Raw genomic sequence first — 17,227 nt, 5'->3', positions numbered from 1 at the left:
GACAGCACATCGGGCAACGGCCGGCGGCGCCGGCATGGGAGGCGTTGTGGCGATACGTCAGGAAAGTCCCTCGGCAGCGGCCGTGATGGTCGATGCCATGCCGGTCGAGGCCCGGCGCGAGCGTGGCAAGGCGCGGCGCCAGCAGGTGCCGCGCGGCGCGCACGAGGCCATCGGCAAGGTCGACCGCGATCCGGTCGCGCTGCTGCAAGCCAGCAGCGAGGGCCGGGTGCCGCGGCTGGTACCGCTGCGCTACGGCAGGATGATTCAATCCCCCTTTGCCTTCTTCCGCGGCAGCGCCATCCTCCAGGCGCACGACCTGGCCGGCACGCCTGATTCCGGGCTCACCTTGCAGATCTGCGGCGACTGCCACCTGGCCAACTTCGGCGGCTTCGCCACGCCGGAGCGCGCGCTGCTGTTCGATCTCAACGATTTCGACGAAACCAGCCCCGGCCCGTGGGAATGGGATCTCAAGCGCCTGTGCGCCAGCTTCGTGGTCGCGGTGCGCCATCTGCGGCATGGCGCCGGCGTGGCGGAAGACGTGGTGCACGCTGCCGTCGGCAGCTATCAGCGGCGCATGGCCGGCTACGCCGGGATGGGCATGCTCGACACCTGGTATGACCGCATCACGTTTGAACGGCTGATCGAGGAAGAAACCTCGCCCGAGGTCCGGAAACGGATCCGGCGCGGCATGGAGCGCGCCGCCGACCGCACCCATGAGTCGCTGCTGCCCAAGCTTGCCGAGCGCGTCGACGGGCGCTGGCGGATCCTGGATGCGCCGCCTGCGGTGTTCCACGTGCACGGCAAGCAGACCCTGTTCGAGCCGGGGGATGACTGGATGACCGTGGCCGATCCGGAACAGGCGATGGCGCAGGCCTTCAAGGCTTACCTGTCGACGCTGGCGCCGGACCGGCGCCGGCTGCTGGAGCACTTCACCCGCCATGACCAGGCCTTCAAGGTGGTTGGGGTCGGTAGCGTCGGCACCCGCTGCCTGATCCAGCTGCTGGTGGACCAGCATGACAAGCCGCTGTTCTTGCAGGTGAAAGAGGCGACCCGCTCGGTGGTGGCGCGCTACTGCAAGAGCGCGCCGAGCGCGCATGAGGGCCGCCGCGTGGTCGAGGGCCAGCGCCTGATGCAGGCGGCGAGCGACCTGTTCCTGGGCTGGACCCAGGGCCCGCGCGGGCGGCACTTTTATCTGCGCCAGTTGCGCGACATGAAGCTGTCGGCACAGATTGAACTGATGGACGCCGACCTGCTCGGCCGCTACGCCGCGCTGTGCGGCTGGGTCCTGGCACGGGCCCACGCCAAGGCCAGCGGCCTGGCCGCCGAAGTCAGCGGGTACCTGGGCCGCAGCGACCGCATGGCCGAGGTGATGGTAGGCTATGCCAACGGCTATGCCGACCAGGTGGAACGCGACTACGACCAGTTTGTCGCGGCCTGCCGCGCGGGGCGGGTGGACGCGCGCACCGATGCCGACATGGCCGCGGATTTCCGCGTGTAGTTGACTTGGCTCGCCAGGAGTCTGCCCATGACCGAAGACACCCTGCTGCAACTGATGACCGAAGTCGAGAAGGAAGATCCGATCGACTACGCCGACCTGCCGTTCGACGACGCCGCGCTGCGCCGGCTGGCCTGCCGCCTTATCGCGGAGCGCTCCAGCGAGCTGGAAGCGTCCGGCCTGCCGGTCGAGGCGCTGCTGGCCACGATGTGGGCCTCGACTGCCAAGCTGGTGCTGGAGAACCTGGTTCTCAACGCGCGCCTGCTGACGCTGCAGGGCCAGCCCGACGATGCCCGCGCACTGATCGAGCGCATCGCCCGCCAGTCGCGCGGCGGCGCCTGAAGCGTGTCTGCCCGGCAGGACGGGTAGGGCCGCCATGTGCCGTATCTGGCACAAGCTGCGGTGCCCCGGCCGTTTCGCTAAAATATCGGTTTTCGCCCAGCCGGGCCGCGGTGCGCCATGCTGCCGAGGCGGCTGACCAGGAGGATTTTCGGTGATCAAGTGGATAATCGTCGCGGGCTACCTCGGTGCCATCCTGTATGTGCACTTCCGCGGCAAGGTGCGCCTGCGCCTGTGGCGCCAGCTGCTGGACCACTCGGCCCTGGTGGCCCCGATCAATTGCTTCATGTACGCGTTCTCGGGCGTGCCGCGCACCCCGTACATCCCGGTCGACAGCTTCCCTGACCTGGAAAAGCTGCGCGCCGCGTGGCCGGAGATCCGCGATGAAGGGCTGGCACTGGCGGCGATGCGCAAGATCAAGGCCGCCGACAAGAACGACGACGCGGGCTTCAATTCCTTTTTCAAGTACGGCTGGAAGCGCTTCTACCTGAAGTGGTACGAGGCCCAACACCCGTCGGCCGAGCAGCTGTGCCCCAAGACCGTGGCGCTGCTGCGCGAGCTGCCCACGGTCAAGGCGGCGATGTTCGCCGAGCTGCCGCCGGGCGGCAAGCTCAATCCGCACCGCGACCCGTTTGCCGGCTCGCTGCGCTATCACCTGGGCCTGGCCACGCCGAACGACGACCGCTGCTTTATCGAAGTCGACGGCGAGCGCCACAGCTGGCGCGACGGCGAGGGCGTGGTGTTCGACGAAACCTACCTGCACTGGGCCGAGAACCGCAGCGACGCCAACCGGCTGATCCTGTTCTGCGATATCGAGCGTCCGATGCGCTACGGCTGGGCCGCGAAATTCAACCACTGGATGGGCCGCAAGGTCATGACCGCGGCCAGCTCGCCCAACGACGAGCATGACCAGACCGGCATGATCAACCGCCTGTTCCGCTTTGTCTGGCTGGGGGGGCAGTATCGCCGCCGTTTCAAGGCCTGGAACCGCCAGCTCTATTACGTGGCGAAGTTCGGCCTGATCGTGCTGGGCGTGGGATTGATCGTCTATCTTTAAGCAGCAACAGAGCCGGCGCCAGCCGGCTCTGTTGTTTTACGGACCTGCGTCGTGCCGGAGATACCGATGCGCTTTTGCACCATCGCACTGGGGCTGGCCTGCAGCCTTGCGGCTGCCGCCTGCACCACCACGCCTGCCGACCGCCCCGCAAGCTCGGGCGCCGCGATCGGCATGGCTAATCCCGCCTCGGTCAACTGCGCCCAGCGCGGCGGCAAGCTGCAGATCGTGTCGACGCCGGCGGGCCAGACCGGCATCTGCACCTTCCCGTCAGGCAAGCAGTGCGAAGAATGGGCGCTGATGCGCGGCGAGTGCGCGCCAGGCTGAGGCGTTGTCCTGAAGCGCCCGGCTCAGTCGCGTCGGCGTTCGTTGGCGAGCGCGGCGTAGTGGTCGCGCTTGGCCTGGTACATGCGGCTGTCGGCCAGCTTGACGATGTCGCCCAGGCGCTCGCCCTGCTGGCAGGTGGCGTGGCCGATGGAGAAGCTTAGCCGCGTGCCGGGGTAGAACTGGTTGTTCAGTTCGACCACCTTGCCGATCTGCTCGACCACGGTGGCGGCGCCGCGCTCGTCGCGCCCCGGCAGCAGCACCATGAACTCGTCCCCGCCGGTGCGCGCCACGCAGGCCTGCTCGCCCACGGCTTTCTTCAGCACCTCGCCGGTGCGGCGCAGCAGGCCGTCGCCGTCGGCGTGGCCGAACTGGTCGTTGACGATCTTGAGCCCGTTCAGGTCGACCGCCACCACGCTGACCGGCCACGGCCCCTTGCGGCCCAGCCGCGCCAGTTCGTCCTCATAGTAGGCGCGATTGTAGAGCTTGGTCAGCACGTCATGCTTGCCGAGGAATTCGACATAGGCCTCGGCCTTCTTGCGCGCCGTGATATCGGTCAGCGACACCAGCACCTGGTCCCAGTCGGCTTCCCGCCCGGGAAACACCGACCACTGCATGAACACGTCGACGGCGCGGCCTTCGAGCGCGTAGTTGATGACTTCGCGCTGCTGCCACAGCCTGCCATGCCACAGGTCGATCAGCTGCTCGGCAAAGTGGATGCGCATGTCGTCGCGAAACACATCGCCGAGCCGGGACAGCAACGCGGCCTTGCTGTCCGCGCCGAACATCAGCAGAGTCTGCTGGTTGACGTCGAGCACGCGGATCTCCTGCATGCACCGCGAGACAAAGTCAGGATGGACGTTGAGGAAAGTGCGGAAGTCGGTGATGCCGGCGGCGCGGACCTCGTCGATCAGCACCTTGACCGCGCTGAAGTCCTCGACCCACAGCGACACCGGCGAATGCTCGAACAAGCCCAGCGCGTACTGCTCGCTGCGGCGCAGCTCGCGCTCGGTGCGCAGGCGCGGGGTGATGTCCTTGATCGACAGCAGCACGCGCTCCCAGGTCTGTTCGTGGCCTGGCATCACCGTGGCCTCGAGCTGGATGTCGAGCCGCGCGCCGTCGAGCGCGTAGTTGACGGTCTGGCTGGAAAAACCGTTGGCGCCATCCCACAACTGGCCGAGTTCTTCGACATGCTGCTCGAACATGTCGTCGCGAAAGACGGTGTCGAGGTTGGCCACCAGGTCATCGAGGTCGGCGGCGCGGAACAGTTCCAGCGTGCGCCGGTTCACCGCAATCACGCGGATGAGCGCGGAACACTGTGCCACCTGCTGCGGGTCGGCGCGCAGGAAGGCGCGCAAATCGGTGATGCCTTGCTGGCGCAGCTGCAAGAAATACTCGCGCACGGCGCTGAAGTCTTCCAGCCATAGCGAGACCGGCGCCAGCTGGAACAGGGTTTGGTAGTCGTCGTGGCTATTGCCGGCAGGGCCGCCGGTACCCTTGCCGACGGACGGTGCCGCGGATGCACTGCTCAAGGCCATTCTCCTTATTCTTGTTTTCGTGGTGCATGGCGCCCGTGATCGATCCAAGCCCCCGGGGACCAGCCGGGCAGCCGCCTGCACAACCAGCGCACTAGGATAGGCGAGGCGCCGGCAAAAAGGGAGGGCTGTTGCAAATCGGCGCCGGGCCTGGCGCTGGCCATCGCGGCGACTATCCCGCCAGCCGCTGCACGATCGCGGCGAGCGTGCCGAGCGCATGCTCGATCTGCGCGGAGCGCGGGTTGCCGCAGTTGATGCGCAGGCAGTGGTCGAAGCGCCCGGCGTTGGAGAACATCACGCCCGGCATCACGCGGATGCCGGCCTGCAGCGCCTGGTCGAACACCACCTCGGACGAGACCTGCGCCGGCAGTTCCACCCACAGGTGCATGCCGCCGCGCGGCGCGCCCAGCCGCGTGCCGGCGGGAAAGCTGGCGGCGATGGCCTGCGAGAACCATTCGCGCTGCGCGCGCAGCCGGGTGCGCAGCCGGCGCAGGTGGCGGTCATGCGCACCCGATGCCAGGAACTCGGCGGCGGCCATCTGCGACAGCATCTCGTTGGGCCGCGACAGGCCGAACTTGAGCATCTCGACGCGCGCCTGCCATTTGCCCGCGGCGATCCATCCCAGCCGCATGCCGGGTGCCAGCACCTTGTGCAACGAGGCGCAGTGGATCACGTTGCCGCTGCCATCCCAGGCCTTGGCCGCGGCCGGCGGCGCATCGCTGTCGGCGGTCGCCGAGAAGCAGTCGTCCTCGATCAGCGCGATGCCGCGCGCCTCGCACCATTGCACCAGCCGCGCCTTGTGCGCATCGGGCATGATGCAGCCGAGCGGGTTTTGCAGGTTCGGCACCACCGCGACCGCGCGGATGTTGTCGTAGTGCTGCGCGGCCAGTTCCAGCGCCTCGAGCGAGATGCCGGTCTGCGGACTGCACGGAATCTCCAGCGCGCGCATGCCCAGGCTTTCCAGGATCTGCAGCAGGCCGTAGTAGGTGGGAGACTCCACCGCGATCACATCGCCCGGCCCGGCCACCGCGCGCAGCGCCAGGTTCAGCGCCTCGGTGCAGCCGTTGGTGATGACGATCTCTTCCGGGGCCAGCTGCACGCGGTTGTGCAGCGCCTGCCGGGCGATTGCGGCACGCAGCGGCTGATAGCCATCGGGGTCGACGCCTTCGCCGAACAGTTGCGGATGCCGGCGCAGCGCGCGTGTCGCGGCGCCGCGCAGGGCCTCGGTGGGATAGAGCGATGGCGCGCAGTAGGCGCCGCCCAGGTTGGTGTGCACCTGCTCGTGCTGGCTGCGCGCGAGCAGCCCGGAAATGCGCTGGTGGATGCCGACGTACTGGGCCGGATCAGGCAGCGCGGCGGTGGGCTCCGACAGCGCTGCAAGCGGTGTGCGCCGCGGCGCGGCAACGAAATAGCCCGAACGCGGCCGCGCTTCGAGCAGGCCGTCGCTTTCCAGTTGCCGGCAGGCCTGCAGCGCCGTCGACAGGCTTACGCCGTGCAGCGCCATCAGCGCGCGCACCGACGGCATGCGGTCGCCGGCGGCGAGCGTGCCGGCGTCGATGGCACGGCGGTAATGGCCGGCAAGCTGGCGATAGAGCGGGGCGGTGGTATCCATGGCGGCATCGTGGCGCGGCAGGCCGCATCGGTACAGATACAGAGGCGGGGGCTCTGTATCGTAACAGGCGAAGAATCGTCGTCGCTGTTCCGGTCGAGGCGGCGCGGCCGTGTGCCTGCCGCGCGCCGCAGCCGGTCGATAGGCTGGAGTCCTGTGTCTGCTACCGGAGTCCTGCCATGCCAAGCGATCTCAACGACACCCCTACCGTGATGCCATTAGCGGCCGGCCAGGCCTTGCGGCTGCATGTGGCGGCGGGAACCGTGCTGCACGCCGCGGCGGGCGAGATGGCGCTGGCCGGGCCAATGCAATGGTTAGCCGGCCAGTGCTACTTACCGCAGCGGCGCCTGCGCGCGGGCGACACCTGGATTGTGCCGGCGCGCGGCTGGCTGACGGTGTCGGCGAGCCGGAGCGGGGCCTTATCGGTCACGGTGCCGCCGGGGTGGCTGGCTCGTCTGCGGGCGCGGCTGGCGTCGCCCCAATGTGGTCCGCTCGCTGCCGGCCAGCCGGTCTCGCTGCCGATTCCCGACCGCGCGCCGCAAAAACGATAAAATTGCGCTCCGGCCGGCCTGGCACATTGGTGTGCCCAACCCCCCGGCCGCAGTTCTCGGGTTCCCCATGCTACGTCTAAGTGAAGTCAAACTCCCGCTCGACCATACCGAAAGCGACCTCGACGCCGCCGTGCGCGCCGGTGCCGCGCAGATCGGCGTCAAGGGAGACGGCCTGATCGGCTATACCGTGTTTCGTCGTGCCCACGATGCGCGCAAGCGCTCGGATATCAAGCTGACCTACATCATCGATATCGAAGTGCGCGACGAGGCCGCGGCGATCCAGCGCATGGGCGGCAAGCCGAACTGGAGCGTGACGCCCGACATGGCGTACCACTTCGTCGCGCGCGCGCCGCAGGGCGGGGCGCATTCGCGCCCGGTGGTGATCGGCATGGGGCCGTGCGGCCTGCTGGCCGGCCTGATCCTGGCGCAGTCGGGCTTCCGCCCCATCATCCTCGAGCGCGGCAAGGCCGTGCGCGAGCGCACCCGGGACACCTTCGGCCTGTGGCGCAAGAGCGTGCTCAATCCCGAGTCGAACGTGCAGTTCGGCGAAGGCGGCGCGGGCACGTTCTCGGACGGCAAGCTGTACAGCCAGATCAAGGACCCCAAGCACTATGGCCGCAAGGTGCTGAACGAATTCGTGCGCGCCGGCGCGCCGGAAGACATCCTGTATAAGGCGCGCCCGCATATCGGCACTTTCCGGCTGGTGAGCATGGTCGAGAAGATGCGCGCCGAGATCATCGATCTGGGCGGCGAGATCCGCTTCGAGACCCGCGTCGACGATATCGACATCGATGGCGGCAAGGTGCGTGGCCTGAAGCTGTCCAGCGGCGAATACCTGGAGGCCGACCACGTCATCATGGCGGTGGGCCACAGCGCGCGCGACACCTTCGAGATGCTGCACGAGCGCGGCGTGTTCATGGAGGCCAAGCCGTTCTCGCTGGGCTTCCGCATCGAGCATCCTCAGGGGCTGATCAACCGCAGCCGCTTCGGCAAGTTCGCCGGCAACAAGCTGCTGGGCGCGGCCGACTACAAGGTGGTGCATCACTGCAGCAACGGCCGTTCGGTGTACAGCTTCTGCATGTGCCCGGGCGGCACGGTGGTGGCGGCCGCATCCGAGCCGGGCCGCGTGGTGACCAACGGCATGAGCCAGTACAAGCGCGCCGAGCGTAATGCCAACGCCGGCATCGTGGTCGGCATTACGCCGGAAGATTATCCCGGCGGCCCGCTGGCCGGTATCGCGTTCCAGCGCAGGTGGGAAGAACGCGCGTTCGAGCTGGGCGGGCGCAACTACAACGCCCCTGGCCAGCTGGTGGGCGACTTTATCGCCGGCCGTGCGTCGACCTCGCTGGGGTCGGTCGAGCCCTCCTACAAGCCGGGCGTGACGCCGACCGACCTGAGCACGTCGCTGCCCGACTACGTGATCGAGGCGATCCGCGAAGGCATTCCCGAGATCGACAAGAAGCTGCCGGGCTTCGCGCTGCATGACGCCGTGCTGACCGGGGTGGAGACGCGCACCTCGTCGCCGCTGCGCATCCGCCGCAACCACGACGACTACCAGAGCATCAACGTGAAGGGACTGTACCCGGCGGGCGAAGGCGCGGGCTATGCCGGCGGCATCTACTCCGCGGCGATCGACGGCATCGAAGTGGCCGAAGCCGTGGCACTCAGCCTCGTCGGCGGCAGGACTGCCTAAGCCTGATTCTTCAGGTACGCCGCGGCGCCCAGCGCCGCGGTGCGCCCGCTGGCGAAGCATGCCGTCAGCAGGTAGCCGCCGGTGGGCGCTTCCCAGTCCAGCATCTCGCCCGCGCAGAACACGCCGGGCAGGGCGCGCAGCATCAAGCGTTGATCCATCGCCTCGAAACGCACGCCCCCGGCGCTGCTGATGACCTCGTCGATCGGCCGCGGCCGCAGCAGCCGTAGTGGCAGCGCCTTCAGCGACACGGCCAGCGTGCCCGGGTCCTGCATTGCATCTTTCTCCAGGCATTCGCGCAGCAGCCCGGCCTTGACGCCGGTGATGCCGAGGCGGCTTTGCAGATGGCTCGACAGCGAACGCGAGCCGCGCGGGTGCTCCACCTGCGCGCGGACCTGTTCCGCGCTGTGCGAGGGCAGCAGGTCGAGGTGGATCACCGCGCCGCCGTCGGCCTCGATGCGGTCACGGATCGGTGCGGATAGCGCGTAGACCAGGCTGCCTTCGATGCCGCTGGCGCTGATGATGAATTCCCCCTGGCGGTAGTGCGCGTGTCCCGCGCAGTCGCTCAGCGCGATCGCCACGGGCTTGACCGGCGTGCCGGCAAAGCGCGCCGCGAAGGCTTCGCTCCATGCCACGTCGAAACCGCAATTGGCGGGCCGCAGCGGCGCGATCTCGACGCCGCGCCCGGCCAGCCGCGGCACCCAGGCGCCATCCGAACCGAGCCGCGCCCAACTGGCGCCGCCCAGTGCGAGCACCACGGCACGCGCCCGCACCACGGTGTCGCCGTGCGGTGTGGCAAAGCGCAGCGCCTGCGGTGCGCCATCGTCCCAGCCCAGCCAGCGATGGCGCATATGGAATTGCACGCCGGAATCGCGCAGCCGGTGCAGCCACGCGCGCAGCATCGGCGCGGCCTTCATGTCGGTCGGGAAGACGCGGCCGGAGCTGCCGACAAAGGTCTCGATGCCCAGCCCGTGCACCCAGTCGCGCAGGGCCTGCGGGCCGAAATCCGCCAGCATCGGCGCGATCTGCGCGGTGCGTGCGCCATAGCGGCCCAGGAAGGCCGCCTCCGGCTCGGCATGGGTCAGGTTCATGCCGCCCTTGCCGGCCATCAGGAACTTGCGCCCGACCGACGGCATCGCGTCATAGACCGCCACGCTGGCACCCTGCGCCGCCAGCACTTCGGCCGCCATCAGCCCGGCCGGGCCGCCGCCGATGACGGCAACGTCGAGGCTGGCATGGGAAGGTTCAGGCGTGGCGGAAGAGGGCATCGGCGGGCTCGGCAGGGCGGAGGTGTTTCCGCCGCGGATTATAGAGCCTGCGGCAGCGCTAGAATGACGGTTTGCCGCGCCTTGCCATCATGTCTTCCGCCACGTACTCCGTAACTCAGCCCGCCGACGCCGCGATCATCGCCGCCACCCGCCAGTGGCTGGAGCGCGCCGTGATCGGGCTCAACCTGTGCCCGTTCGCCAAGAGCGTTTACGTGAAGGAGCAGGTCCGCTACGTGGTCAGCCCCGTGACCGAGGCGCCCGAGGTGATGGACGACCTGGAGCGCGAGCTGCGGCTGCTGGCCGACGCCGACCCGGCGCAGATCGACACCACGCTGCTGATCCTGCCGCACGCGGTGGCCGATTTTCTCGACTTCAACGACCTGCTGTACTTTGCCGAGCGCCTGCTCGCCAGCCTGCGGCTGGAGGGCACGCTGCAGATCGCCAGCTTCCATCCGCGGTACCAGTTTGCCGGGACCGAGCCGGACGATATCGAGAACTACACCAATCGCGCGCCTTACCCGATCCTGCACCTGCTGCGCGAGGATTCCATCGCCCGCGCGGTGGCCGCATTTCCCGACGCGGCAGACATCTACGAGCGCAACCAGGCGGTCATGCGCCGCCTCGGCCACGACGGCTGGCGACGCTGGATGGCGGGCGACGATGCGCCCGGCAACGGGTAACTACGCGGCCGCTACCTGCTCGGTGAAGAAACGCTCGCGCATTTCTTCCAGTCCCAGCCGCGCCAGCACCTCTTCCAGCCGCTCGGCCGGGCGGCGGCGCGGCAGGTCCTTGTACTGGGCGATGATCAGTTCGTTCTTCATCGAGTGTTCCCAGCCGACCAGCTCGGTCACGCTGACCTGGTAGCCGTGCGCCTCCAGCTGCAGGCAGCGCAGCACATTGGTGACCTGGCTGCCGAACTCGCGCGTATGCAGCGGATGGCGCCAGATCTCGGTCAGCGGATTGCCCGCCAGCAACTGCCCCTTGTGCTTGCGCAGCACGCTGGCCACCTCGGCCTGGCAGCAGGGCACCAGCACGATATGCTGCGCGTGCTTGGCCAGCGCGAAGCGGATGGCGTCGTCGGTCGCGGTATTGCACGCATGCAGCGCGGTGACCACATCGACGGTCGGCGGCAGCTGCGGCGAGGTGATCGAGTCCGCTACCGACAGGTTCAGGAACGACATCCCGGGAAAGTCCAGCCGCGCTGCCAGCGCCTGCGAGGTCTTCACCAGTTCCTCGCGCGTCTCGATGCCATAGATATGGGAATCGTCCTTCAAGGCCTTGAAGAACAGGTCATACAGGATGAAGCCGAGGTACGACTTGCCGGCGCCGTGGTCCACCAGCGTGACGCGGCCGCGCTCGGCCTTGACGTCCTGCAGCAGCGGTTCGATGAACTGGAACAGGTGATAGACCTGCTTGAGCTTGCGCCGGCTGTCCTGGTTCATCTTGCCGTCGCGCGTCAGGATATGGAGTTCCTTAAGCAGTTCGATGGACTGGCCGGGGCGGATTTCGTGGGTATTTGACATGTGGGGGACTGCACAGGCTGCGGGACGCGGCGCGCCCCGGAATGGCGACAGTTTACCGAAAAGTCCCCAAGGGCCGTCATGGCCCGGCTGTTGTGCGCTAAAGTTCCCGCCGCGTGTGCCGTTGGTGATGAATCGATAACAAGCAGAGCGCCGGCCACAGCCGTCGCCGCAGACGATTCAGGGGACGCATGACGCATGAATCGGGACTGCGCCTGGAGCTTGCCGAGCCGGGCGAGCAGGTGCATGCACGCTACACGCCGCAGCCAGGCCGGCTGCCGCCGGACCAGGCCAGCCTGCGCCAGGGCCTGGAGGAGCTGGGCTGGGCCGGCGCGCGGCTGGATGCGCGCGCGGTGGCACAGTTCCTGGCGCAATGCCAGCGGGCCGAACACGAAATCGATGCCACCCTCGGCACGCTGATCGACGGCGCCTTCGAACTCGACATCACCGGCGACGGTCTCGCCGTGCGACTGACGCTGATGCCGCCCGAAGGCGGGCGGCCGGTCACCGCGGAGGACATCCGCGGCGCGGCGGCGCAGCGCGGCGTGGTGGCGCCGATTCAATCGCTCGCACTGGACGCGGCACTGGCCGAAGGCCGCTGCGAGCTGCGCACCATTGCCGCGGGCGTGGCGCCGAGGCAGGGCGAGGCGGCGCGCTTTGTCAACCTGCTCGAGCCCCGCAAGCCGGCACAGGCCGACGACGAGGCCGGCAAGATCGACCTGCGCGAGCTGGGCAACCTGCTCCTGGTGAGCCCGGGCACGCCGCTGATGCGGCGCGTTCCGGCGGTGCCGGGCCATGCCGGGGTGGATGTGTTCGGCAAGCCGGTTGCCGCCGATCCGGTCGACGATCCCCCGTTTGCCGAGGGCCTGGCCGGCGCGGCGACGGATGCGGACGACCCCGGACTGCTGCGCGCGGTGATTGCCGGCTCGCCGGTGGTCGGCGTCTACGGCATCTCGGTCAGTCCCGTGGTGCAGGTGGAATCGGTGGACCTGCACTCCGGCAACGTGGCCTTCGACGGCACGCTGCGCGTGGCGGGCGACATCCGCACCGGCATGTCGGTCAAGGTCAGTGGTGACGTGGTGGTCGAAGGCACCATCGAAGCCGCCAGCGTCGAGGCCGGCGGCAACGTCATCGTCAAGGGCGGCATTATCGGCAAGTCGGAAAGCGCCCATGCCGAAGGCGGCATCAGCCGCGCCAGCGTGCGCTGCCAGGGCGCGGTGAAGGCGCGCTTTATCGAGAATGCGGTGGTCGAGGCCGGCACCGAGGTCACTGTCGACAGCGGCATCCGCCAGAGCGATGTCGCCGCGGGCCAGCGCATCGTGGTGGGCGGCACCGGCGTGCAGGGCAGCATCAGTGGCGGCCGCAGCCGCGCCTTGCTGGCGGTGCGCGCCGCGGTGCTGGGCGCGCCGGCCGGAACCGCCACCAGCATCCAGGTGGGCCTCAACCCCTATGCCGACGCGCAGCGCGCCGCGCTCGAAGCCGAGCGCCGGCGCATGCTGGCGGAGCAGAACAAGGTCAGGCAACTGGTGGACTTCTTCGCCAAGAACCCGGAGCGGGCCGTGGGCGACCTGCGCGAGAAGGCGCGCGCAACCCTGTTCAAGCTGTCGCGCGACCTGTTCGAGCTGGAGGCGCGCCTGGCCGAGCTGGGGCAGCAAATGCAGCCCGCCGCGGATGCCGTCATCGACGCTGCGCGGCGCATCCACGGCGGGGTCACGCTGCAGGTGGGCAGCCGCGTGCTCAAAGTGATGGAAGACAAGCCCGGCGGCCAGGTCCGTCTGTTCGACGACCGCATCACGGTCAGCTGAAACGCGCGCTTTGATCCGCGGGGATTTGTACTATGCTGCAGATATGTCCTGGGGTGCCGCAGGATGGGCGACCGAGCTAGCGTCGGGCAATGAATGCAGAAGCGGATCAGCACTCTGTGGAAGCATTACACCGAACCGACACACGTGGCACTTGAATAACCGGGAAGGCCAGCCATCGCGCTGGCCTTCCTGTTTTTATGCAGCCCATAGCCGCAATTCGTGCGCTGCAGTACGTGCCACGCGGGTGCCGAGCGCGCGCCCTTGTGTTGCAAACATGGCCTGCAGCCATGACATCTCCGCTTCACGCGCGTGCGCCAGCCGGAAGCGGCAGCGCCGCATGGGCACCAGCCGCAGGTCGGCGCTGCCGCCGCCGTCGAAGCTGACGAAAACCATCAGCCCCAGCTCGGGGCGGTAGCTCTCGTATCCGCCAATGCCCTCATAGTCGTTGATGAAGTCGCCGCAGCCATACAGGATCGGCTTGCCGGCGTGCACTTCGATGCCGAGCGGATGATGCGAGGAATGCCCGTGCACGATGTCGATGCCGGCGTGATCGATCAGGGCGTGCGCAAAGGCGCGCTGCGCGGGGTCGATGTCGTAGCCCCAGTTCGGGCCCCAGTGGATCGACAGCACCACGACATCGCCGGGGCGCCGCAGCTGGCCGGCCTGCGCCGCAATGCGCCGCTGCGACGCCGCGGACCAGTCGTCCAGCAGGTTCACGCCCGGGTGCCCCGCGGTGGCGCGCCACGCTGCGGGCGTGCCGGCGTTTGGCATGGCGAACGCAAGTACCACGACCCGGCCGCCGCCCGGCCGTGGCAGGACCGCGGCGCATGCGGCGCTGGCGTCGTCCGCGCCGGCGCCGGCGTGCGCGATATGCGCGCGGTCGAGCGCGTCCAGCGTATCGGCCAGGCCGGCGCGACCCCAGTCCAGCACATGGTTGTTGGCAAGGATCGCGCAGTCGATGCCGGCGGCCTGCAGGCAAGCGATGTTGCGTGGGTGCATGCGGTAATGCACGGCCTTGCCGGGCCAGGCATCGTCGCTGGTGGTGATGGCGGTTTCCAGGTTGGCGATGCGCGGCTGCGCGGCACGGCGATCCAGCTCCGCCAGCGCCTCGCCCCACGGGTAGGCCGGCGCGACGGGGCGGGCGATCGGGCCGCTCTTGCGTTCGGCCAGGCGCACGTAATCGATCGCGGAATGCACATGCGATTCATGCAGCCATGGCTGGCTCGGATGCGCCAGGATCTGGTCGACGCCGCGACCGGTCATGACGTCGCCGCACAGGAACAGCGGAGGTTGGCTGGCTGGGTTCATCGCGCGCGCGCACGGGGTGCTGACCTCGTGCCGACTGTCTATTCATCATAGCGGCGCGCCGTGGCGCAGGCGGCATGATCGCCTTGCGGCACTTGCCGCGGCCGTGGTGCGCGCCCGCCCCGAGGCCCATTTACATTGATCCGGTGCCTGCCTTAAATGGTGGAGTCATCGGTCCTCGTGGCCAGCCTCGTTCGTCCTCACGCCGCGCGCCATCCGATGTTTTCCAAACCGCATCGGGAGGCAGATCATGGCCCAGCCATCGCAGGAACATATCGAGGCACTCAAGGCGCAATTGCGCGGCCGCTTGCTGCAACCGGGCGACGGCGGCTACGACGACGCCCGCCGCATCTGGAACGCGATGATCGACCGCCACCCGCAGTGGATCGTGCAGGCCGCGGGAGCGGCCGACGTCGTCGCGGCGGTCAACTTCGCGCGTGACCACGGCGTGATGCTGTCGATACGCGGTGGCGGCCACAACATCGGCGGACTGGCGATCTGCGAGGGCGGCATGGTGCTGGACCTGTCGCCGATGCGTTCGGTGCGCGTCGATCCCCACGCGCAGCGCGCGTGGGTCGAGCCCGGCGCCACGCTGCGCGACTTCGACCATGAAGCGCAGGCGCAGGGACTGGCCACGCCGCTCGGCATCAATTCCACCACCGGCGTGGCCGGGCTGACGCTCGGCGGCGGTTTCGGCTGGCTCAGCCGCAAGTTCGGCACCACCGTCGACAACCTGGTGTCGGCGCAAGTCGTGACCGCCGACGGCAAGCTGGTGCGCGCCAGCAGCGACGAGAACGCCGACCTGTTCTGGGCGCTGCGCGGGGGCGGCGGCAACTTCGGCGTGGTGACCATGTTCGAGTTCCGCTTGCACCCGGTCGGCCCCGAAGTCTATGGCGGCTTGATCGTCTATCCGCTGGAGCAGGCCGCGACCGTGCTGCCGGCCTATCGCGAACTGTTCGAATCGATGCCCGACGAGCTGACCGTGTGGGTAGTGCTGCGCCAGGCGCCGCCGCTGCCGTTCCTTCCGCCCGAGGTGCATGGCAAGCCGGTTGCGGCGCTGGCGGTCTGCTATATCGGTCCGCCGGACAAAGGGCCGGAACTGGTCGAGCCCTTGCGCAAGCTCGGCACGCCCTATGGCGAGCACATCGGGCCGATGCCGCTCGCCGCGTGGCAGCAGGCCTTCGATCCGTTGCTGACGCCGGGCGCGCGCAACTACTGGAAGTCGCACAACTTCGCCGGGCTGGACGACGGGCTGATCGCGATGCTGATCGAGCAGATTGGCAAGCTGCCGTCGCCGCAATGCGAGGTCTTTATCGGCGCCATGGGCGGGCAGACCAACCGCGTCGCGCCCGACGCCACCGCCTACGCCAACCGCGATGCCAAGTTCATCATGAACCTGCATGGGCGCTGGGACAGCCCCGCCGACGACGACCGGTGCATCGGCTGGGCGCGCGAGGTGTTTCGCGCGGCGGCGCCATACGCGCTGGGCAGCGTCTACGTCAACTTCCTGACGCAGGAAGAGAGCGATCGCGTCGGCGCGGCCTATGGACCCAACTACGACCGGCTGGTGGCGGTAAAGCGGCGCTATGACCCGGATAACCTGTTCCGCCATAACCACAACATCAATCCTGCGGCGTAACCGGCGTATTCTGGACGCACTCACTACAACCGGAGCGGGGCGGGGCAGGCAGCCTGCCCCGCCTTCATGCGGCTGCAATACAGGCATGCCAGCATCGCCGCGACCGCGTTGTATCCACAGGGAGAGCAGATCAGATGAGACCAGGCGAAGCAGAGCTGGTGCGGCGCATCCATAACGAGGTGGCCGACTACTACGACGAAGAGATCGAACTGGAACTGGACGACCGCGAGGCCAGCGAGGCCTTTGGCGATCCGGTGCAACTCGACGACCAGGCGGCGCAGGACAGCCGCCGGCGCTATTTCCGCGAACTGTTCCGGCTGCAGGGCGAACTGGTGCGGCTGCAGAGCTGGGTCGCGGCCACCGGGCACAAGGTCGTGATCCTGTTCGAGGGGCGCGACGCTGCCGGCAAGGGCGGCGTGATCAAGCGCATCACCCAGCGCCTGAACCCGCGGGTCTGCCGCGTCGCCGCGCTGCCCGCCCCCAATGACCGCGAACGCACCCAGTGGTATTTCCAGCGCTACGTCGCGCAACTGCCCGCCGCCGGCGAGATCGTGCTGTTCGACCGCAGCTGGTACAACCGCGCCGGCGTCGAGCGCGTGATGGGCTTCTGTTCCGACGACCAGTACGAAGAGTTCTTCCGCTCGGTGCCAGAATTCGAAAAGATGCTGGTGCGCTCCGGCATCCAGTTGATCAAGTACTGGTTCTCGATCACGCACGACGAGCAGCGCCTGCGCTTTCTCAGCCGCATCCACGATCCGCTCAAGCAGTGGAAGCTCAGCCCGATGGACCTGGAATCGCAGCGCCGCTGGGAGGACTACACCCGCGCCAAGGAAATCATGCTCGAGCGCACCCACATCGCCGAGGCGCCTTGGTGGGTGGTGCAGGCCGACGACAAGAAGCGCGCGCGGCTGAACTGCATCCATCACTTGCTGAGCCAGGTGCCGTATGCCGAAGTGGAGGCGCCCACGGTGGTGCTGCCCGGCCGCGAACGCCATGAGGACTATGTGCGCCAGCCGGTGCCGAAGGAAATGATCGTGCCGGAGGTCTATTGAGGGGTGCAGCGCGCCTAGGGTATCCCCGGGTGCGTCATCGG

The 17,227-nt window shown here is 68.3% G+C and carries 15 protein-coding genes; 10 read left to right on the top strand and 5 right to left on the bottom strand.

The genetic code is table 11. The annotated features are described in order from the left end of the window. Positions 1–85 precede the first annotated feature (85 nt). The 4 genes from E5S69_RS19725 to E5S69_RS19710 all read left to right on the top strand — a co-directional run bounded on the left by E5S69_RS19725 (position 86) and on the right by E5S69_RS19710 (position 3,215). A complete protein-coding gene (locus E5S69_RS19725; protein WP_423766656.1) occupies positions 86–1,498 on the top strand; it encodes a DUF2252 domain-containing protein in 1,413 nt (470 codons plus the stop codon). Between the two features lie 27 nt (positions 1,499–1,525). Further along, positions 1,526–1,837 carry a hypothetical protein gene (locus E5S69_RS19720; RefSeq protein ID WP_116308830.1) on the top strand — a complete coding sequence of 104 codons (312 nt, stop codon included), beginning with the start codon at positions 1,526–1,528 and terminating at the stop codon, positions 1,835–1,837. 151 nt (positions 1,838–1,988) lie between these two features. Beyond that, the gene (gene lpxO / locus E5S69_RS19715; protein WP_115706358.1) at positions 1,989–2,891 is read left to right on the top strand and encodes a lipid A hydroxylase LpxO; all 903 of its coding nucleotides are present in this window, start codon (positions 1,989–1,991) and stop codon (positions 2,889–2,891) included. A gap of 66 nt (positions 2,892–2,957) precedes the next feature. Continuing rightward, on the top strand, positions 2,958–3,215 hold the full coding sequence (locus E5S69_RS19710) for a putative hemolysin (RefSeq protein WP_171516323.1): 258 nt from the start codon (positions 2,958–2,960) through the stop codon (positions 3,213–3,215). Positions 3,216–3,238: 23 nt separating this feature from the next. Here the strand turns inward: E5S69_RS19710 and E5S69_RS19705 are convergent, their stop codons facing one another. Both E5S69_RS19705 and E5S69_RS19700 read right to left on the bottom strand, forming a co-directional pair. Then, positions 3,239–4,750 carry a sensor domain-containing diguanylate cyclase gene (locus E5S69_RS19705; protein WP_236901385.1) on the bottom strand — a complete coding sequence of 504 codons (1,512 nt, stop codon included), beginning with the start codon at positions 4,748–4,750 and terminating at the stop codon, positions 3,239–3,241. A gap of 169 nt (positions 4,751–4,919) precedes the next feature. Next, complete coding sequence (locus E5S69_RS19700; protein ID WP_171516321.1) at positions 4,920–6,359, bottom strand: PLP-dependent aminotransferase family protein; 1,440 nt, start codon at positions 6,357–6,359, stop codon at positions 4,920–4,922. A gap of 176 nt (positions 6,360–6,535) precedes the next feature. Here E5S69_RS19700 and E5S69_RS19695 point away from each other — a divergent pair, with 176 nt between their 5' ends. After that, a complete protein-coding gene (locus E5S69_RS19695; protein WP_171516320.1) occupies positions 6,536–6,907 on the top strand; it encodes a hypothetical protein in 372 nt (123 codons plus the stop codon). Positions 6,908–6,974: 67 nt separating this feature from the next. Next, entirely contained in the window at positions 6,975–8,600 is a 1,626-nt protein-coding gene (locus E5S69_RS19690) for an NAD(P)/FAD-dependent oxidoreductase (protein WP_171516319.1), read from the top strand. Here the strand turns inward: E5S69_RS19690 and E5S69_RS19685 are convergent. After that, the gene (locus tag E5S69_RS19685; protein ID WP_171516318.1) at positions 8,597–9,865 is read right to left on the bottom strand and encodes a TIGR03862 family flavoprotein; all 1,269 of its coding nucleotides are present in this window, start codon (positions 9,863–9,865) and stop codon (positions 8,597–8,599) included. The two genes, E5S69_RS19690 and E5S69_RS19685, sit on opposite strands and share 4 nt — an antisense overlap. A gap of 89 nt (positions 9,866–9,954) precedes the next feature. Between E5S69_RS19685 and E5S69_RS19680 the strand changes: the two genes are divergently transcribed. Then, positions 9,955–10,545, top strand: a complete 591-nt coding sequence (locus E5S69_RS19680) for a DUF1415 domain-containing protein (RefSeq protein ID WP_171516317.1) — start codon at positions 9,955–9,957, stop codon at positions 10,543–10,545. Here E5S69_RS19680 and E5S69_RS19675 read toward each other — a convergent pair whose 3' ends face one another. Then, positions 10,546–11,388: a class I SAM-dependent methyltransferase gene (locus E5S69_RS19675; protein ID WP_171516316.1), complete on the bottom strand. Its 843-nt coding sequence runs from the start codon at positions 11,386–11,388 to the stop codon at positions 10,546–10,548. 188 nt (positions 11,389–11,576) lie between these two features. Here E5S69_RS19675 and E5S69_RS19670 point away from each other — a divergent pair, with 188 nt between their 5' ends. After that, complete coding sequence (locus E5S69_RS19670; protein ID WP_171516315.1) at positions 11,577–13,190, top strand: DUF342 domain-containing protein; 1,614 nt, start codon at positions 11,577–11,579, stop codon at positions 13,188–13,190. Positions 13,191–13,385: 195 nt separating this feature from the next. On the opposite strand, the gene E5S69_RS19665 is transcribed toward E5S69_RS19670, so the two are convergent. Next, a complete protein-coding gene (locus tag E5S69_RS19665) occupies positions 13,386–14,498 on the bottom strand; it encodes a CapA family protein (RefSeq protein ID WP_171516314.1) in 1,113 nt (370 codons plus the stop codon). A 247-nt stretch (positions 14,499–14,745) separates the two neighbouring features. On the opposite strand from E5S69_RS19665, the gene E5S69_RS19660 reads away from it, so the two are divergent. Together E5S69_RS19660 and ppk2 are read left to right on the top strand one after the other, a co-directional pair. Continuing rightward, a complete protein-coding gene (locus tag E5S69_RS19660; RefSeq protein WP_171516313.1) occupies positions 14,746–16,134 on the top strand; it encodes an FAD-binding oxidoreductase in 1,389 nt (462 codons plus the stop codon). A gap of 134 nt (positions 16,135–16,268) precedes the next feature. Further along, a complete protein-coding gene (gene ppk2, locus E5S69_RS19655; RefSeq protein ID WP_171516312.1) occupies positions 16,269–17,186 on the top strand; it encodes a polyphosphate kinase 2 in 918 nt (305 codons plus the stop codon). Positions 17,187–17,227: the final 41 nt, after the last annotated feature.

It is taken from the genome of Cupriavidus necator, from assembly GCF_013141915.1.
Taxonomy (GTDB): Bacteria; Pseudomonadota; Gammaproteobacteria; order Burkholderiales; family Burkholderiaceae; genus Cupriavidus; species Cupriavidus necator_B.
This window is presented reverse-complemented; position numbering and strand designations above follow the sequence as displayed.